Source organism: Paracoccus sp. BR5-17 (genome assembly GCF_055693925.1).
On record NZ_JBVFUV010000003.1, the window covers coordinates 1,931,225 to 1,946,931 of the forward strand.

General features: G+C 68.9%; 15 protein-coding genes and 1 pseudogene. 10 read left to right on the forward strand and 6 right to left on the reverse strand.

Annotation, left to right across the window (positions count from 1 at the left end; genetic code table 11):
* The gene (parE, locus tag ACZ1HC_RS11065) at positions 1 to 1,959 is read right to left on the reverse strand and encodes a DNA topoisomerase IV subunit B (RefSeq protein WP_472700024.1); all 1,959 of its coding nucleotides are present in this window, start codon (positions 1,957 to 1,959) and stop codon (positions 1 to 3) included.
* Positions 1,960 to 2,135: 176 nt separating this feature from the next.
* The gene (locus ACZ1HC_RS11070) at positions 2,136 to 2,795 is read right to left on the reverse strand and encodes a glutathione S-transferase family protein (protein WP_472700025.1); all 660 of its coding nucleotides are present in this window, start codon (positions 2,793 to 2,795) and stop codon (positions 2,136 to 2,138) included.
* 172 nt (positions 2,796 to 2,967) lie between these two features.
* On the opposite strand from ACZ1HC_RS11070, the gene ACZ1HC_RS11075 reads away from it, so the two are divergent.
* The 4 genes from ACZ1HC_RS11075 to ccoS are packed head-to-tail and all read left to right on the forward strand — an operon-like array spanning position 2,968 to position 7,355.
* Complete coding sequence (locus ACZ1HC_RS11075; RefSeq protein ID WP_472700026.1) at positions 2,968 to 4,518, forward strand: RdxA/RdxB/FixG family protein; 1,551 nt, start codon at positions 2,968 to 2,970, stop codon at positions 4,516 to 4,518.
* Position 4,519: 1 nt separating this feature from the next.
* On the forward strand, positions 4,520 to 4,987 hold the full coding sequence (locus ACZ1HC_RS11080) for a FixH family protein (protein ID WP_472700027.1): 468 nt from the start codon (positions 4,520 to 4,522) through the stop codon (positions 4,985 to 4,987).
* A 1-nt stretch (position 4,988) separates the two neighbouring features.
* Entirely contained in the window at positions 4,989 to 7,181 is a 2,193-nt protein-coding gene (locus ACZ1HC_RS11085) for a heavy metal translocating P-type ATPase (RefSeq protein ID WP_472700028.1), read from the forward strand.
* A 12-nt stretch (positions 7,182 to 7,193) separates the two neighbouring features.
* The gene (gene ccoS / locus ACZ1HC_RS11090; protein WP_472700029.1) at positions 7,194 to 7,355 is read left to right on the forward strand and encodes a cbb3-type cytochrome oxidase assembly protein CcoS; all 162 of its coding nucleotides are present in this window, start codon (positions 7,194 to 7,196) and stop codon (positions 7,353 to 7,355) included.
* Between the two features lie 67 nt (positions 7,356 to 7,422).
* Here ccoS and ACZ1HC_RS11095 read toward each other — a convergent pair whose 3' ends face one another.
* Positions 7,423 to 9,081, reverse strand: coding sequence for a D-alanyl-D-alanine carboxypeptidase family protein (locus tag ACZ1HC_RS11095; RefSeq protein WP_472700030.1), 1,659 nt, complete (start codon positions 9,079 to 9,081; stop codon positions 7,423 to 7,425).
* Positions 9,082 to 9,297: 216 nt separating this feature from the next.
* Between ACZ1HC_RS11095 and clpS the strand changes: the two genes are divergently transcribed.
* The 4 genes and pseudogenes from clpS to ACZ1HC_RS11115 all read left to right on the forward strand — a co-directional run bounded on the left by clpS (position 9,298) and on the right by ACZ1HC_RS11115 (position 11,428).
* Complete coding sequence (gene clpS, locus ACZ1HC_RS11100; RefSeq protein ID WP_472700031.1) at positions 9,298 to 9,615, forward strand: ATP-dependent Clp protease adapter ClpS; 318 nt, start codon at positions 9,298 to 9,300, stop codon at positions 9,613 to 9,615.
* A gap of 2 nt (positions 9,616 to 9,617) precedes the next feature.
* Entirely contained in the window at positions 9,618 to 9,818 is a 201-nt protein-coding gene (locus ACZ1HC_RS11105; protein ID WP_472700032.1) for a hypothetical protein, read from the forward strand.
* A 322-nt stretch (positions 9,819 to 10,140) separates the two neighbouring features.
* A pseudogene (locus tag ACZ1HC_RS11110) lies at positions 10,141 to 10,622 on the forward strand (class I SAM-dependent methyltransferase).
* Positions 10,622 to 11,428 carry an SDR family NAD(P)-dependent oxidoreductase gene (locus tag ACZ1HC_RS11115; RefSeq protein WP_472700033.1) on the forward strand — a complete coding sequence of 269 codons (807 nt, stop codon included), beginning with the start codon at positions 10,622 to 10,624 and terminating at the stop codon, positions 11,426 to 11,428. The pseudogene ACZ1HC_RS11110 and the gene ACZ1HC_RS11115 overlap by 1 nt, the downstream one beginning before the upstream one ends.
* Here ACZ1HC_RS11115 and ACZ1HC_RS11120 read toward each other — a convergent pair.
* Complete coding sequence (locus tag ACZ1HC_RS11120; protein WP_472700034.1) at positions 11,425 to 11,700, reverse strand: hypothetical protein; 276 nt, start codon at positions 11,698 to 11,700, stop codon at positions 11,425 to 11,427. The genes ACZ1HC_RS11115 and ACZ1HC_RS11120 overlap by 4 nt on opposite strands.
* 218 nt (positions 11,701 to 11,918) lie before the next feature.
* Here ACZ1HC_RS11120 and hemF point away from each other — a divergent pair, with 218 nt between their 5' ends.
* Entirely contained in the window at positions 11,919 to 12,773 is an 855-nt protein-coding gene (hemF, locus tag ACZ1HC_RS11125) for an oxygen-dependent coproporphyrinogen oxidase (RefSeq protein ID WP_472700035.1), read from the forward strand.
* A gap of 12 nt (positions 12,774 to 12,785) precedes the next feature.
* On the opposite strand, the gene ACZ1HC_RS11130 is transcribed toward hemF, so the two are convergent.
* Positions 12,786 to 13,664 carry an EamA family transporter gene (locus tag ACZ1HC_RS11130; RefSeq protein WP_472700036.1) on the reverse strand — a complete coding sequence of 293 codons (879 nt, stop codon included), beginning with the start codon at positions 13,662 to 13,664 and terminating at the stop codon, positions 12,786 to 12,788.
* Positions 13,661 to 14,689: a uroporphyrinogen decarboxylase gene (gene hemE, locus ACZ1HC_RS11135; RefSeq protein ID WP_472700037.1), complete on the reverse strand. Its 1,029-nt coding sequence runs from the start codon at positions 14,687 to 14,689 to the stop codon at positions 13,661 to 13,663. The genes ACZ1HC_RS11130 and hemE overlap by 4 nt, the downstream gene beginning before the upstream one ends.
* 75 nt (positions 14,690 to 14,764) lie before the next feature.
* On the opposite strand from hemE, the gene hemC reads away from it, so the two are divergent.
* Complete coding sequence (hemC, locus tag ACZ1HC_RS11140) at positions 14,765 to 15,706, forward strand: hydroxymethylbilane synthase (RefSeq protein WP_472700038.1); 942 nt, start codon at positions 14,765 to 14,767, stop codon at positions 15,704 to 15,706.
* Position 15,707: the final 1 nt, after the last annotated feature.

The window sequence follows — 15,707 nt, forward strand, 5'->3', positions numbered from 1 at the left end:
TCAGACGTCCAGCTCTTCGGCGAAGCGGGCGTTTTCCTGGATGTATTCGAAGCGCAGTTCCGGCTTCTTGCCCATCAGGCGTTCGACCAGATCGCCGGTTTCGCCGCCTTCCTCGTCGTCGATGCTGACCCGGATCAGCTTGCGGGTGGCGGGGTTCATGGTGGTGTCCTTCAGATCCTTGGCGTCCATTTCCCCCAGGCCCTTGAATCGCTGCACGTCGATCTTGCCGCGGCCGCCCAGGCCCTTGGCCAGCATCCGTTCCTTTTCCGCGTCGTCCGCGACATAGACGCGATGCGCGCCCTGCGTCAGCCGGTAAAGCGGCGGGCAGGCCAGGTACAGGTGGCCCTTGTCGATCAGCGGCCGCATCTGCGTGAAGAAGAACGTCATCAGCAGGCTGGCGATGTGGGCCCCGTCCACATCGGCGTCGGTCATGATTATGACCTTTTCGTAGCGCAGGTCATCGACCTTGAATCTGGATCCCATACCCACGCCAAGTGCCTGGCATAGATTGCTGATTTCCTGGTTGGCACCCATCTTGGTCGAGGCCGCGCCCAGCACGTTCAGGATCTTGCCCCGCAGCGGCAGAAGCGCCTGGTTGGTGCGGTCGCGCGCCATCTTGGCGCTGCCGCCGGCGCTGTCGCCCTCGACGATGAACAGTTCCGTCCCCTCGCGGCTGGTGGCGCTGCAATCCACCAGCTTGCCCGGCAGGCGCAGCTTCTTCGTCGCGGTCTTGCGGGCGGTTTCCTTTTCCTGCTTGCGGCGCAGGCGTTCGTCCGCGCGCAGGATCAGGAAATCCAGGATCGCGCCCGCCGACTTCGTGTCCGCCGCCAGCCAGGTGTCGAAGTGGTCGCGCACGGCGTTTTCGACCAGCCGCGCGGCCTCGGTCGTGGCCAAGCGGTCCTTGGTCTGGCCGACGAATTCAGGTTCGCGGATGAAGCAGGAAACAAGCGCGCAGCCCCCGGTCAGCAGATCCTCGCGCGTGATGTTGGCCGCCTTCTTGTTGTTGATCCGCTCGCCATAGGCACGCAGCCCCTTCAGGATCGCGGCCCAGAAGCCCGCCTCGTGCGTGCCGCCTTCGGGGGTCGGAACGGTGTTGCAATAGGACTGGATGAAGCCGTCCTTCGACGGCGTCCAGTTGATCGCCCAATCCACCTTGCCCGGTGCCCCCTGGCGGCGGAAATCGACGCTGCCGGCGAAGGGCCGGTCGGCATAGGTGCTGGCGCCCGTCAGGGTCTCGGCCAGATAGTCCGCCAGCCCGCCCGGAAAATGGAACGTCGCCTCGCGCGGGGTTTCCCCGTCGTCGATCTCGGACTTCCAGCGGATCTCGACGCCGCTGAACAGATAGGCCTTGGACTTCACCATCTTCAAAAGCCGCGCGGGCTTGAAGCGGTGGTGGCCGAAGATCTGTTCGTCGGCGTGGAAGACCACCGTGGTGCCGCGCCGGTTGGGCGCTGCCCCGATCCGTGCCACCGGCCCCTGCGGCACCCCGCGCGAAAAACGCTGCTCGAACAGTTCCCGGTTGCGCGCCACCTGCACCACCATGCTGTCTGACAGCGCGTTCACGACCGAGGCGCCCACCCCGTGCAACCCGCCCGAGGTCTGGTAGGCATCGCCCGAGAACTTGCCCCCTGCATGAAGCGTGCAGAGGATCACCTCGAGCGCCGACTTGCCGGGAAACTTCGGATGCGGATCGACGGGGATGCCGCGGCCGTTGTCGCGCACCACCACGCTGTGATCGCCCAGCAGTTCGACCTCGATGCGGGTGGCGTGTCCCGCCACCGCCTCGTCCATGGCGTTGTCGAGGATTTCCGCCACCAGGTGATGCAGGGCGCGTTCATCCGTGCCGCCGATATACATGCCGGGCCGCTTGCGCACGGGCTCCAGCCCCTCCAGCACCTCGATCGAGGCGGCGGAATAGCTGTCGGTCGCATCGGCTGCGGAAAGAAGGTCGTCGGCCATCTGGTTCTGCTCTTGTTCTTGGTGCGGCTGGTGGGACTATCTCATGGCGAAAACGTCATGGCCAGAGCCGCCGGACCGGTCGCCGTCCTGCGGGACAAGGTCCGGTGCGCAGAAGGCGGGAGACGCCTGTGATCCGGCAGGATGGCATGTCGGCACTGCGGGCGCCGGTTTCAATGTCACTCGGGCTCGGCCAGCCGGGCCTCCCACATCCTGCGGAAGGCGGGGCGGGCCTGGCAGCGTTCCAGCCAGGCCATGACCGCGGGAAACTGGCCCATCAGCGCGCCGTAGCCCTGCGCATAGCGCAGAACCTCGGCCAGGTTCAGGTCGGCCACCGTGAAGCGCCCGCCGACCAGGTGCTCGTGCGTCGCCAGATGGTTTTCGATCACCTTCAGGGGGCGGACCAGCCGTTCGGCGGCATTGGTCACGATGGCCTGATCCCCGCCCGGCTGCGCGCGCGAGGGCGCGTGCAGGAACAGGATCGTCAGGGCGTCGGGTTCGACGCTGGTGGCGGCGTAAAAGCTCCACTGCATCATCAGCGCGTCCTCGGCCAGATCGGCCGGGCCGAGGCTGCCGCCATACTTGCGCGCCAGATACAGCGTCGCCGCCAGCGATTCCCCGACCACCAGCCCGTCATCCTCGATCACCGGGATGGTGCCTGCCGGCGACAGCGCCAGGAAGGCCGGCGACTGGGTGTTCAGGGGCGCCTCGGGGGCGGCGGGGTTGGCGACGCGATAGGCCTGGATCACGGGGATCTGGCGGAACTCCAGCCCCATCTCGTGGCAGAGCCAGACGATGCGGGATGCGCGCGAGCGGGTGACGCCGTGGATGGTCAGCATGGCAAGCTCCTTCTTCGGGGACGCGGCGATGGCCTCCGGTGCGCGTCAGACATGACGGATGATCCGCACCGGCGCAAGCAAGGCCCCGTGACCGGGCCGCATTTGATGCAGGTCAAGGAACCGCCCCCGGATCCGGTCTAGACCCAGGGCGCGAAACAGGAGCGATAATCACATGTCCAGCCCCGAGTTGGACCACCCCAGCCTTTACGCCAAGCGGGAGCCGATCTTTCCCAAGCGCGTCAAGGGGCGGTTCAGGAACCTCAAGTGGACCGTCATGGCATTGGCCCTGGCGGTCTATTATGTCATGCCGTGGATCCGGTGGGACCGCGGCCCGTCCATGCCGGACCAGGCGGTGCTGGTCGATCTGGCGAATCGGCGTTTCTTCTTTTTCTGGATCGAGATCTGGCCCCACGAATTCTATTTCGTGGCGGGCCTTCTGGTGATGGCGGGGCTTGGGCTGTTCCTGTTCACCAGTGCGCTTGGGCGGGTCTGGTGCGGCTACGCCTGCCCGCAGACGGTCTGGACCGACCTTTTCATCGTCGTCGAACGCTGGATCGAGGGCGACCGCAACGCGCGCCTGCGCCTGCACCGCCAGCCCTGGGACGCGCGCAAGATCAGGCTGCGGCTGTTCAAGTGGGCGGTCTGGCTGCTGATCGCGCTGATGACAGGCGGCGCCTGGATCTTCTATTTCACCGATGCGCCGACGCTGCTGGAAAACCTGCTGACCGGGCAGGCCCATCCGGTCGCCTATACCACCATGGCGATCCTGACCGGGACCACCTTCCTGTTCGGAGGCTTCGCCCGCGAACAGATCTGCATCTATGCCTGCCCCTGGCCCCGCATCCAGGCCGCCATGATGGACGAGGACACGCTGACCGTCGCCTATCGCGAGTGGCGGGGCGAGCCGCGCGGCAAGACCAATGTCCGCCACCGCCCGGCCGCCGTCGCCTTCCAGGCCGAGGCGGAAAGCCACGCCGCCGGTCCCGCCGCCGGCGGCAAGTATCCGCCCGTTCCTTATCCGGGCGTGCCATCGGGCGTCGGCGGCCCTGTCCCGGCCGCGTCGGCGGGCGATTGCATCGACTGCCTAGCCTGCGTGAACGTCTGCCCCATGGGCATCGACATCCGCGAGGGCCAGCAGTTGGAATGCATCACCTGCGCCCTGTGCATCGACGCCTGCGACGAGATCATGGACAGGATCGGCAAGCCCCGCGGGCTGATCGGCTACATGGCCCTGAAGGACGAGACGGCCGAACGCGCTGGCGCCAGGCCGAAGTCCGTCTGGAAGCACATCTTCCGGCCCCGCACGATCCTGTATTTCACGCTCTGGGCCGGGATCGGCATGGCCCTGATCCTGGCGCTGTTCCTGCGCTCGCCCCTTGACGTGAACGTGTCGCCGGTGCGCAACCCGCTGTTCGTGACCATGTCCGACGGCTCGATCCGCAACACCTACGAGGTGCGGCTGCGCAACAAGCGGCACGAGGCGCGCGAGTTCGGCTTTGCCGTCGAAGGCGCCGAGGGACTTGAGGTCGTGGTCGAGGGTTCGCCGGCAGGCCTGGTCACGGTGCCGGCGGACGACACGCTGAGCCGCCGCCTGTACGTGACCGCCCCGGCCGGTTCGGATCTGGCCGCAAGCGCGACGACGCCCCTGGATCTGGTGGTGCGCGACAACCGCGACGGGACGACCGCATCGGTCGGCACGGTCTTTCATGGAAAGGGCAACTGAGATGGCACGGGAACTGACGGGACGCCATGTCCTCATCATCACGCTGTCGGCCTTCGGCGTCATCATCGCTGTCAACCTGGTGATGGCCTTCCTGGCTGTGGGCAGCTTTCCGGGGCTCGAGGTGAAGAACAGCTATGTCGCCTCGCAGCAGTTCGATCGGGAACGCGCCGCGCAGCAGCATCTTGGCTGGACGGCGTGGGCCAGCCAGGACGGCGGCCAGATCGCCATCGAGATCGTTGACGGCCAGGGCCGCCATCCCGTCCTGCGGGACTTCTCGGCCACGATCGGCAGGCCCACGCACAAGCGCGACGATGTGACGCCGGCGTTCGATCTGGCCGGCGGCGGCGTCTATCGCGCGCCGTTGCAGCTGGCGCCCGGGGCCTGGACCATCCACGTCCAGGCGGTTGCCCCCGACGGCACGCCCTTCCGGCAGCGCCTGGACCATCTTGCCGGTGTGAAGGGGAACTGACATGGCCGACCTGACCGCATCGGGCTTCAGCGCCTGCCCGGCCTGCGACGCAGCGCCGCTGGCGCAGCGCCTGGCCGACCGGGCCGAGGTGGCGCAGGGCACCGTCATCCTGTCCCTGCCCAAGGCGCATTGCGCCACCTGCATCACCGATGTCGAAACCGCGCTGTCAGGCCATCCCGGGGTGCGCAGCGCCCGCGTCAACCTGACGCTGCGCCGCGTCACCGTGGATGCGCCCGGTCTGACGGCCGACGACCTGATCCCGGTCCTGGCGCGCGCGGGCTACGAGGCGCACGAGCTTGACCCCGACGCGCTGTCGGCCACCACCGCCGACCGGCAGGGCCGCGACCTGCTGATGCGGATCGGCGTGTCGGGCTTCGCGATGATGAACATCATGATTCTGTCGGTGGCCGTCTGGTCCGGGGCCGAAGCCGCCACCCGCGACCTGTTCCACTGGATCAGCGGGGCCATCGCGCTGCCCACGGTGTTCTTCGCGGGACAGCCCTTCTTCCGCAGCGCCTGGGCCGCGATCCGCGCGGGACGGCTGGGGATGGACGTGCCGATCTCTCTGGCGCTGATCCTGGCCAGCGCGATCTCGGTCTATGAAACCGCGCGGTCGGGGCATCACGCCTATTTCGACGCCGCCGCGATGCTGTGCTTCTTCCTGCTGATCGGCCGCTATCTGGACCACCGCACCCGCGCCATCGCCCGCTCGGCCGCCGCCGAACTGACGGCGCTCGAGGTGCCGCGCGCGACCTTGCTGCTGGAGGGGGCCGAACAGACCGTCGCCGTGGCCAGCCTGCGCCCGGGAGACCTGATCCGCGTCCGGCCCGGCGCGCGCATCCCGGCAGACGGAGAGATCGTCGAGGGCCGCTCCGAGATCGACCGGGCGCTGCTGACGGGCGAGACGCTTCCGGTGCTGGCCCAGCCGGGCCAGATGCTGTCGGCAGGCGAGGTGAACCTGACCGGCCCCCTGACCCTGCGCGTCACCGCGGCAGGTCGCGATTCGTCGCTGGCCCGCCTGACCGCCCTGGTCGAGGCCGCCGAGGCCGCGCGCGGGCGTTACACCTCGCTGGCGGAACGTGCCTCGCGCCTCTATTCCCCCAGCGTTCACCTGATGGCGTTGTGCAGCTTCGCGGGGTGGTTCTGGGCCACCGGCGACCTGCGGCTGGCCGTCAACATCGCAGCCGCGGTGCTGATCGTGACCTGCCCCTGCGCGCTGGGACTGGCGGTTCCGGCGGTGGCGACGGCGGCCTCGGGCAAGCTGTTCCGGCGCGGGCTGCTGATCAAGGACGGCACCGCCCTGGAGCGCCTCGCCGAGGTCGACACCGTCGTCTTCGACAAGACGGGCACCCTGACCCTGGGGCGCCCGACGCTGGTCAGCGCCCAGCCGCTGCCCGCCGAGCTGCGACCGGTCGCGCGCGCCCTGGCGCAGGCATCCGCCCATCCCCTGTCCCTTGCCCTGGCACACGCCCTTGCCGATCAGCCGGCGGCCGAACTGACCGATCTGGCAGAACATCCGGGCTTCGGGGTGTCGGCCCGCTGGCGGGGGCGGCGGGTCCGGCTGGGCCGCGCCGACTGGCTGGACGCGGCCGAGGACGATGACGCGCGTCCCACAAGCGCCACCTGGCTTGCCGTCGAAGGCCAGGCTCCGGTGCGGCTGGATTTCACCGATGAGCCGCGTCCCGGGGCCGCCGACTGCATAGCCCGGCTGCGCAGCGCCGGGCTGCGGGTGGTGTTGATCTCGGGCGACCGGGCGGCGGCGGTGGGCGATCTGGCCGCCCGCCTGGGCATCGACGACCATCACGCCGCCGTCGATCCCCGCGGAAAAGAGGCAATGGTGGCGGATCTTGCCGCCCGGGGCGCGCGGGTCCTGATGGTGGGCGACGGGCTGAACGACACCGCCGCGCTGGCCCGCGCCCATGCCTCGATCTCGCCCGCAAGCGCCCTGGACGCGGCGCGGGTCGCCAGCGACATGGTGCTGACTGGCGCCGATCTGGTGCCGGTGGCCGAGGCGATCGCCACGGCCCGGCTGGCCACCCGGCGGGTCCGGCAGAACTTCGCGATCTCGATCGCCTACAACGTCGTGGCGGTGCCGCTGGCCGTGGCGGGCATGGTGACGCCGCTGATTGCAGCCCTGGCGATGTCGCTCAGCTCGATCACGGTGACGCTGAACGCGCTGCGGCTGCGCGACTGAAAGGACAGGCCGATGCAGATCCTCTCGATCCTCATTCCCGTTTCCCTGGGCCTTGGCGCGGCAGGTCTTGCCGCCTTCGTCTGGGCGCTGCGCGCGCGCCAGTTCGAGGATCCCAAGGGCGACGCCGAACGCATCCTCAGCGACCAGTGGGACGACCGGCCGCGCCCCGATTGACGCGGCGCGCATGAGAAAGGGGCGGAGTCACCTCCGCCCCTTTCTGCGATGCGTCGGCGGCCGCCGGTCAGTGGCTGACGACCTGACATTCCTCGGAACGGCTGAGCAAGCGCTCGCAGACCAGTTCGGCGTTGGCCCTGGTGAGATTGGCGAAGCTGGGCTGGAAGCCGCGGCTGGTGTCGGCCACATGGCGCTGCGCCCCGCCCAGAACCGCGCCATCCTCAAGCGCGCTGCGCAGCAGAAGCTTCTCGGCCTCGGCTCTGGACTTGAACATCCCCAGCGTCACCCCCCAGGTGCGGCCGCTGTTGGCCGGCCGCGAGACGATTTCCAGTTCCTCGGGGTTCGTGCGGTCGCCTTCGCCCATTGCCGCAAGGATCACGGTTTCCGACCGCGGCTTGGGCGCGGGCGAGGCCAGCAGGGACATCGAGGAACCGCCACCGGGGGGCACGGCTTCGGCGACGGCGCGGGCAATTGCCTCGGGGTCAGAACCCGGATCTGCGCTGTCCGAGGACGCGGCGAGGGCGGCGGTGCTGGCCGAGGCCGACCGGGGCGCCGGCAGGGGACGGGCGGAAGCCGCCAGGACGGGCGCGGCAAGGCTGGCCGACTGCGTCTGCTCCGAAACGGGGGCTGGCGCCTCGGCGACGGCGGTTGCGCCGGGCCGGCCGATGGGACGAGCACTGGAGGCCAGCGTCAGGCCGCCGGCGGGGCTGGGTTCGGGCGCGGGTTGGGGCGCCTGCGCCACCGCGGCGGTCGAGGCCAGGGCAGGGCGGCTGACGCGCATCGGCGGCGCGGATGCCGAAAGCACCAGTCGCTGCGTCTGCGGTGCGGTCGCCGCGGCGGTGGGTTGGACCTGGGCGCGACGGACCACGCGCTGCGCCAGCAGGCGCGGCGCCTCGGGGCGGACCTCGCGGACGCGGCTGGGGATGCGGGCGAAGCCGGCATCCAGCAGTTCCGCCATCACCTGGTTGCGCTGCGCGGTCGAGGTGCCGCCCAGCACGGTCGCCACAAGACGCTTGTTGCCGCGCTGCGCCGAGGCGGTCAGGTTGAACCCCGCGGCGCGCGTGTAGCCCGTCTTGATCCCGTCCGCGCCTTCATAGGCGTCCAGGAAGCGCTTGTTGGTCGAGGAAACCTGCGCGATCCCCGCATCCGCCGAACGGCGCGAGAAGATGTTGTAGTATTGCGGGAAGTCATAGAACAGCCGCCGCCCGAGGATGGTCATGTCATGGGCGGTTGAATAATGCCCTTCCGTCGTCAGGCCGTGGGCGTTGCGGAAGTTGCTGTTCCGCATCCCCAGGGCGCGCGCCATCTGGGTCATCTGCTGGGCGAAGGCCTCCTCGGACCCCGCCAGACCCTCGCCGATGGCGGTGGCGGCATCGTTGGCCGACTTGATCGCGGCGGCGCGGATCAGATAGCGCAACTCGATCCGCTGCCCCGCCCTCAGGCCCAGCTTCGAAGGCGGCTCGGAGGCGGCATTGGTCGAAACCGGAAACTGCGAATCCAGCCGGACCTGGCCACGCTCGATCGCCGTGAAGGCCAGATAGAGCGTCATCATCTTGGTGAGGGACGCGGGATGAAGCCGCGTATCCTCGTTCTGGCGGTAGATGGGCTGGCCGGTGCGCGCGTCGATCACATAGGCGGCGAAAGGGGCCGCCGAAAGCGTCGCCGGCGCCAGGATGGCCAGCAGAAGAAAAGCCCACAGTCGGGCTGTCTGGAAAATGGGGATCACTGTCGCTGTCTCTCTGCCTCGGGACGGCATGTCGTTTGTTGCATGCCCTTGCTTAATTTTCCGATAATAACACGTCGTTCACGGTCATGTAACCAGTCATTTGGTGAATTTTACTGCCCCCGTTCGCGCGCGGGCGGGGTTTCATCGGCGCTGAAATGCACTATATTGCAAGCGGAACCCCATCAGCTTGACCAGACTGGACCCATGGCGCACTGGATGACGGACGGCGACGGACCCGACGACCACATCGAACTGGCCGTCAAGCCGCGCACGCGGACGCAACGGCCGCCGATGTACAAGGTGCTGATGCTGAACGACGACTTCACGCCGATGGAATTCGTGGTCCACGTCCTCGAGCGGCTGTTCAACATGACCCACGCCCAGGCGATCGAGATCATGCTGACCGTGCATCGCAAGGGCTTGGCGGTGGTGGGCGTCTTTTCGCACGAGGTCGCCGAAACCAAGGTCGCGCAGGTCATGGAACTGGCGCGACGGCAGCAGCACCCGCTGCAATGCACCATGGAAAAAGAATAGCAGTGACGACGACACGCTTGGCCCTGGCCCTTCCGGGTGACGCGCCCGAGGGGGATTTTCTTGTGATCGGCGCGCGGGGCGGCGATGATCTGTCGCCGCTGGATCCCCGCCGGACGGTGATCCAGCAAGGCCATTTCCCCGATCACCGCGCCCTGGCAGCCCGCGGCTTTCAGGTCGCGACGAAGGCCAGCGGGCGATTCTGACGGGGCGCTTGTGATCCTGCCCCGATCACGGGCCGAGGCCCGTTCCCGCATTGCCGATGCCGCCGCGCGGCTGGGGCCGGGGGCGGCGCTGTGGATCGATGGGCAAAAGACCGACGGGGTCGATTCGGTCCTGAAGGACTTGCGTCGGCTTGCCCCCGTGGACGAGGTGCAGAGCAAGGCCCACGGCAAGATCTTCCGCGTCATCGTGCCCGCGGGCGACTGGATGCCCGGCGACTGGGCAAGCGCCGCGCGGGAAGTGGTGCCCGGCTTCGTGACCCGTCCGGGCGTCTTTTCCGCCGATGGCGTCGATCCAGGATCGGCGATGCTGGCCGCGGCGCTGCCGGACCGGATGCCGGCGCGGGTCGCAGATCTGGGCGCGGGCTGGGGCTGGCTGTCGGCCCAGGCCCTGACCCGGCCCGGCATCGAGGTGATCCACCTGGTCGAGGCCAGCCACGCCGCGCTCGAATCGGCGCGCGACAACATCACCGACGCGCGGGCGGTCTTTCATTGGGCCGATGTCCGTGATTTCACGCTGCCCGATCCGGTGAACGGCGTCATCATGAACCCCCCTTTCACCAGGAGCGTGCCGCCGACCCGCGCATCGGCGCCGATTTCATCGCGGCCGCCGCGCGGCTGCTGACCGGGGCGGGACGGCTGTGGATGGTCGCGAACCGGCACCTTCCCTACGAGCAGGTTCTGACGCAGCATTTCGCGCAGGTGACCGAACTGCGCGGCGACAACCGCTTCAAGGTGATCGAGGCAACCGGCGCAGGCCGTGGCGCCGCGCGCAGGGGACGGCGCTGATGGGCCTGTCGATCCAGGGCAGGACTGCCATCGTCACCGGCGCGGGACGCGGAATCGGCCTGGCCGTCGCCCGCCGTTTCGTTGAGCTTGGCGCGAACGTGATGTTCGCCGATGCCGACGAGGGCGCGCTTGCCAAGGCCATGACGGATTACGACGAACGCGACCCTTCGGTGCGCAGCTTCGCGGGACGGATGTCGGAAAAGCTGGCAATGGCCAACCTGCTGTCGGCGACGCTGGATGCCTTCGATCGGGTGGATATCCTGGTGAACGCGCATCGGCTGGTCAAGGCCTCCGATCCGCTGGACACCGACCTCGAGGTTCTGGAACAGCTTCTGCGCCAGAACATGATCGCCGGGCTGAGGATGACGCAGATCGTCGCCAGGCGCATGATCCGGCAGGCCGAGGACGACCCCGACGCCGTCACCGCAGGGGCCATCGTCAACCTCTCGACCCTTGCGGCGCTTGATCCGGTACCGTCGATGCTGGGCTATTCCATTGCCTATGCCGCGCAGGAACAGGCCACGCGGGGCATGGCCCTGGCGCTTGCGCCCCATCGGATCCGCGTGAACGGCATCCGCTTTGGCAGCGTCATGTCCCACGAGCTCAAGGATTCGCTGCGCGACAAGCCCGACCTGCGCGACCGCATCATCGCGGCGACGCCGATGGGCCGGATCGCCCCTGCCGACGAACTGGTGGATACGGTCCTGTATCTGGTCAGCGACGCGGCGCGCTTCGTCACCGGCCAGATCCTGACCGTCGATGGCGGCCGCAGCCTAGCCCGGCAGGTCGGGGTGCAGACGGCCTAGCCCTGCTGTTCGGGATAGGCGGCCCGGCAGGCCTGCACGACCGCCGCCGCCCTGTCGGCCAACTGGGCCTGCCGCGCCGCCAGGTTGTCCCGCTTGCGCTGTTCGGACGCGGGGTCGATCGGCACCCGGTATCGTTCGGTGTCCACGTAGTCCCGCCAGCAGGGTTCGTAGTCCACGACCGTCCGGCCGTCCCTGTCGCGCCAGATCCGGCGGCACTGGGTCAGCCGGTCCCGCACCACCTGCCGTTCTTCCCAGGCATAGCCGCGCGCCAAGTTCCCCTCGACCTCGGCCAGCAGGCGGCTGACGGCGCGGTATTCGCCGGTGTTGCTGCTGATGCAGCGTTCCTGGGGGTGCCGCAGGCCGCCACCAGCAAGGGCAGGACCAGGGTTGCGGCGAAGGCGGTGTTGCGGGTCATGGCCTGTCTCATTACAGCGGTGGTGGATGCTAGCGCCGCGCCGCCCGGCTGGCAAATGAAGTTGAGGACACGTCGATGGAACAGGAACGCAGCAGCGCCGCCGCATGGTTCCGCAGCCTGCGCGACCGGATCGTTGCCGCCTTCGAGGGGCTGGAGGATCGCGGACCGGGCAGCGATCCCGCGGGGCGGTTCGAGGTGACCGCCACCACCCGCGCCCAAGATGGCGGCGGCGGGCTGATGTCCGTGATGCGCGGCGGCCGCGTCTTCGAGAAGGTCGGCGTCAACTGGTCCGAGGTCCACGGCACGCTTGCGCCCCGTGCCCAGGCGGCGATGGCGTCCCGTGGCGTGCCGGGCATCGACCGCGACCCGCGCTTCTGGGCCAGCGGCATCAGCCTTGTCGCGCATTTGCGCAACCCTCATGCCCCGGCTGTGCACATGAACACGCGGATGTTCTGGACGCCGGGCGCCTGGTGGTTCGGCGGCGGCGCCGACCTGAATCCCTGCATCGAATACGCCGAAGACACCGCACATTTTCACGCCACCCTGCGCGCGGCCTGCGACGCGCATGACGCGGGCTATTACGGCCGCTTCAAGGCTTGGGCGGACGACTATTTCTTCATCCCCCATCGCGGCCGGGCCCGCGGCGTCGGCGGCATCTTCTTCGACGACCTGAACACCGGCGACTGGCAGGCCGACTTCGCCTTCACCCGCGCGGTGGGTCAGGCCTTCCTGCCCGCCTTCCTGCCGCTGGCCGAAATGCGCATGGCGACGCCCTTCACCGACGCCGACCGCGACACGCAGCTGATCCATCGCGGGCTTTATGCGGAATACAACCTTGTCTATGACCGCGGCACCAAGTTCGGGCTGGAGACCGGCCATAACGCCGACGCCGTGCTGATGAGCCTGCCGCCGCTGGCGAAGTGGGTCTGACGCCCGCGGGGGTCAGCCCACCGACACCGCCAGCAGCCAGCCCACGCCCGCCAGGATCAGCCCAATCCCCAGCAGCTGGGACGGCGCGGCCTTCTGGCGGAACAGGCGTCCGGACAGAAGCTGCGCCATCACCACCTCGACCAGGGCCAGGGTGCGGACATTGGCGGCGGATGTGGTCGCGAATCCCACGAACCAGAAAAGCGACGCGAAAGCCCCCAGAAAGCCCGCCCCCAGGGAGGTGCGCCACTGCGACAGGATCCCCGCCAGGGCGCGGCGGTCCCGCGCCAGCAGCCAGCCGGTCATCAGCACGGCCTGGATGCCCAGGCTGATCGCCAGGATCGTCACCGCGCGAAGCGCATGGCTTCCCTCTGGTAAGGCCAGCAGCGCCGCCCGAAATCCCAGGGACGACAGCCCGAACAGCGCCCCCGACAGCACCCCCGTCGCCACCGCCCCCCAGGCCGCCTGGCCCCACCGCGCCCCCGAGGCCAGAACGACACCCAGCGTCGCCAGCCCGATCGCCCCCAGCCGCGCCGGACCCAGAGGCTCGGCCAGGACGACGGCGCCGACCAGGGCCAGGGTCACGGGTTCGGTCTTCATCAGCGCGGTGGCGATGCCGAAACCCTGCCCGCGCATGGTGACCAGCATGAGGGCCGTCGCCGCGGTCTGGGTCGCCGCGCCCAGCAGGGTCCAGCCCAGCACCGCCGCATCGGGCCGCGGAATGGGCAGCCAGACCGCAGCGAGGCCCAGAGCCGCGGCGGCAAAGGGAAAGCCGAACACGAACCGAACCGCCGTGGCGCCGATGGTGCCGACCTGCCGCGTCAGCCCCGCCTGTGCCGCGTTGCGCGCGGTTTGCGCGGTGGCCGCGATCAGGGTGGCCGCGACCCAGATCATGCGCTGCGGACGGCCTCGATCATCGCGGCGACATGGGCGGGGTCGGCATCCGGAGTGATTCCGTGACCCAGGTTGAAGATGTGGGGTCCGCCGCGCAGGGCGCGGGTGATCCGCTGCGCCTCGGCCACCAGGGCGGGGCCGCTAGTGACCAGATGGCGCGGATCCAGGTTTCCCTGCACACAGCCGTCCGGCTGGACATGCCGTGCCGCCCATTCCGCGCTGACCGAATTGTCCAAGGCCACGCAGTCGGCGCCCGTCGTGCGCGCAAAGCCGACATAGCGTTCGCCGGCCTCTCGGGGGAAGGCGATGACAGGGATACGGGGGTGGCGTTCCTTCAGCGCCGCGATGATCCGCCGGGCCGGAGCAACGGCGAAGTCGTCGAAATCGCTGCCCTTCAGGCTGCCCGCCCAGCTGTCGAACAGCTTGACCACCTCGGCCCCCGCCTCGATCTGCGCGGACAGATAGAGGATCGTGGCGTCCGTAATGCGGTCGATCAGCGCCGAGAAGGTCGCCCGGTCCTGATCCTTCAGCCGGTGCGCGGGCCCCTGATCGCGGGTGCCGCGTCCCGCCACCATGTAGGTCGCCACCGTCCAGGGCGCGCCGGCAAAGCCGATCAGCGCGGTGTCCCGCGGCAGTTCGCGCGACAGGATGCGCAGGGTCTGATAGACGGGCGAAAGACGGTCGTGGATGGCCTCTGCCGGCCTGAGGCGCGCCAGGTCGTCGGCCGTCGTCAGGGTCGACAGGCGCGGCCCCTCGCCGGTGACGAACCACAGATCGGCGCCAAGTGCCTGCGGGACCAGCAAGATGTCGGCAAACAGGATAGCGGCGTCGAAGCCGTATCGCCGGATCGGCTGCAGCGTCACCTCGGCGGCAAGCTCGGGCGTGTAGCACAGCGACAGGAAATCGCCCGCCTGCGCGCGCGTGGCGCGGTATTCGGGCAGATAGCGGCCCGCCTGCCGCATCATCCAGATCGGCGGAACGGGCAGGCGTTCACCGGCAAGGGCACGCAGAAGAAGTTTTGTCATGACGCCTCCTGCGGGACCTTCAAGGCGACGCGGGGGGCGTTGTCAAGCTGCCCGCCTGCCGCTATGCGAGGGGGCATGATGCAGATGCCCGATCCCACCCGGCCCCTGAAGATCGGAACGCGCGGCTCGATGCTGGCGCTTGCCCAGGCCCACGAAACCCGCGACCGTCTGGCTGCCGCCCACGATCTGCCGGCCGATGCCTTCGAGATCGTCGTCATCAAGACCACCGGCGACCGGATCGTGGACCGCCCCCTGAAGGAGATCGGTGGCAAGGGGCTGTTCACCAAGGAGATCGAGGATGCCCTGATTGCGGGCCGAGTCGATATCGCCGTGCATTCCATGAAGGACATGCCGACGATCCAGCCCGAAGGTCTGGTGATCGACTGCCTGCTGCCCCGAGAGGATGTGCGCGACGCCTTCGTCAGCCCGTCCTTCGCGGCCATCGGCGATCTTCCGGCGGGATCGGTGGTCGGAACCTCCAGCCTTCGCCGGCGGGCGCAACTGGCCCAACGCCGGCCCGACCTGCGTCTGGTCGAGTTTCGGGGGAACGTCCAGACCCGACTGAAGAAGCTGGAAGAAGGGGTTGCTGCGGCCACCTTCCTGGCGATGGCAGGTCTTTCGCGGCTGGACATGCTGCATGTCGCCCGCGGGCCGATCGATCCGGCCGAGATGCTGCCCGCCGTGGCGCAGGGCGCCATCGGCATCGAACGGCGGCACCAGGACGAGGCGGCAGCAAGGCTTCTGGCGCCGATTCATCACGACCCGACGGGGCACCGCGTCGCCGCCGAACGCGCCTTCCTGGCCAGGCTTGACGGTTCCTGTCAGACGCCCATCGCCGGGCTGGCCGAAGTCCGCGAGGGAACATTGCTTCTGCGGGGAGAGATCCTTCGGCCGGACGGGTCGGCCTCGATCAGCGGGCACCGCGAAGGGGTGCTGACAGACGGCCCGATGATGGGCGCAGACCTGGCCGAAGAACTGCTGGCGCGGGCAGGCGACGGGTTCTTCGACGCCCCCTGAC

What these genes read in the sequence shown, in the direction of transcription:
- ccoS (WP_472700029.1), top strand. Translation starts at nt 7,194, where the DNA reads ATGCAGATCCTCTCGATCCTCATTCCCGTTTCCCTGGGCCTTGGCGCG.
- parE (WP_472700024.1), bottom strand. Translation starts at nt 1,959, where the DNA reads ATGGCCGACGACCTTCTTTCCGCAGCCGATGCGACCGACAGCTATTCC.
- clpS (WP_472700031.1), top strand. Translation starts at nt 9,298, where the DNA reads ATGACGGACGGCGACGGACCCGACGACCACATCGAACTGGCCGTCAAG.
- ACZ1HC_RS11115 (WP_472700033.1), top strand. Translation starts at nt 10,622, where the DNA reads ATGGGCCTGTCGATCCAGGGCAGGACTGCCATCGTCACCGGCGCGGGA.
- ACZ1HC_RS11070 (WP_472700025.1), bottom strand. Translation starts at nt 2,795, where the DNA reads ATGCTGACCATCCACGGCGTCACCCGCTCGCGCGCATCCCGCATCGTC.
- ACZ1HC_RS11080 (WP_472700027.1), top strand. Translation starts at nt 4,520, where the DNA reads ATGGCACGGGAACTGACGGGACGCCATGTCCTCATCATCACGCTGTCG.
- ACZ1HC_RS11075 (WP_472700026.1), top strand. Translation starts at nt 2,968, where the DNA reads ATGTCCAGCCCCGAGTTGGACCACCCCAGCCTTTACGCCAAGCGGGAG.
- hemC (WP_472700038.1), top strand. Translation starts at nt 14,765, where the DNA reads ATGATGCAGATGCCCGATCCCACCCGGCCCCTGAAGATCGGAACGCGC.
- hemE (WP_472700037.1), bottom strand. Translation starts at nt 14,689, where the DNA reads ATGACAAAACTTCTTCTGCGTGCCCTTGCCGGTGAACGCCTGCCCGTT.
- ACZ1HC_RS11085 (WP_472700028.1), top strand. Translation starts at nt 4,989, where the DNA reads ATGGCCGACCTGACCGCATCGGGCTTCAGCGCCTGCCCGGCCTGCGAC.
- ACZ1HC_RS11130 (WP_472700036.1), bottom strand. Translation starts at nt 13,664, where the DNA reads ATGATCTGGGTCGCGGCCACCCTGATCGCGGCCACCGCGCAAACCGCG.
- hemF (WP_472700035.1), top strand. Translation starts at nt 11,919, where the DNA reads ATGGAACAGGAACGCAGCAGCGCCGCCGCATGGTTCCGCAGCCTGCGC.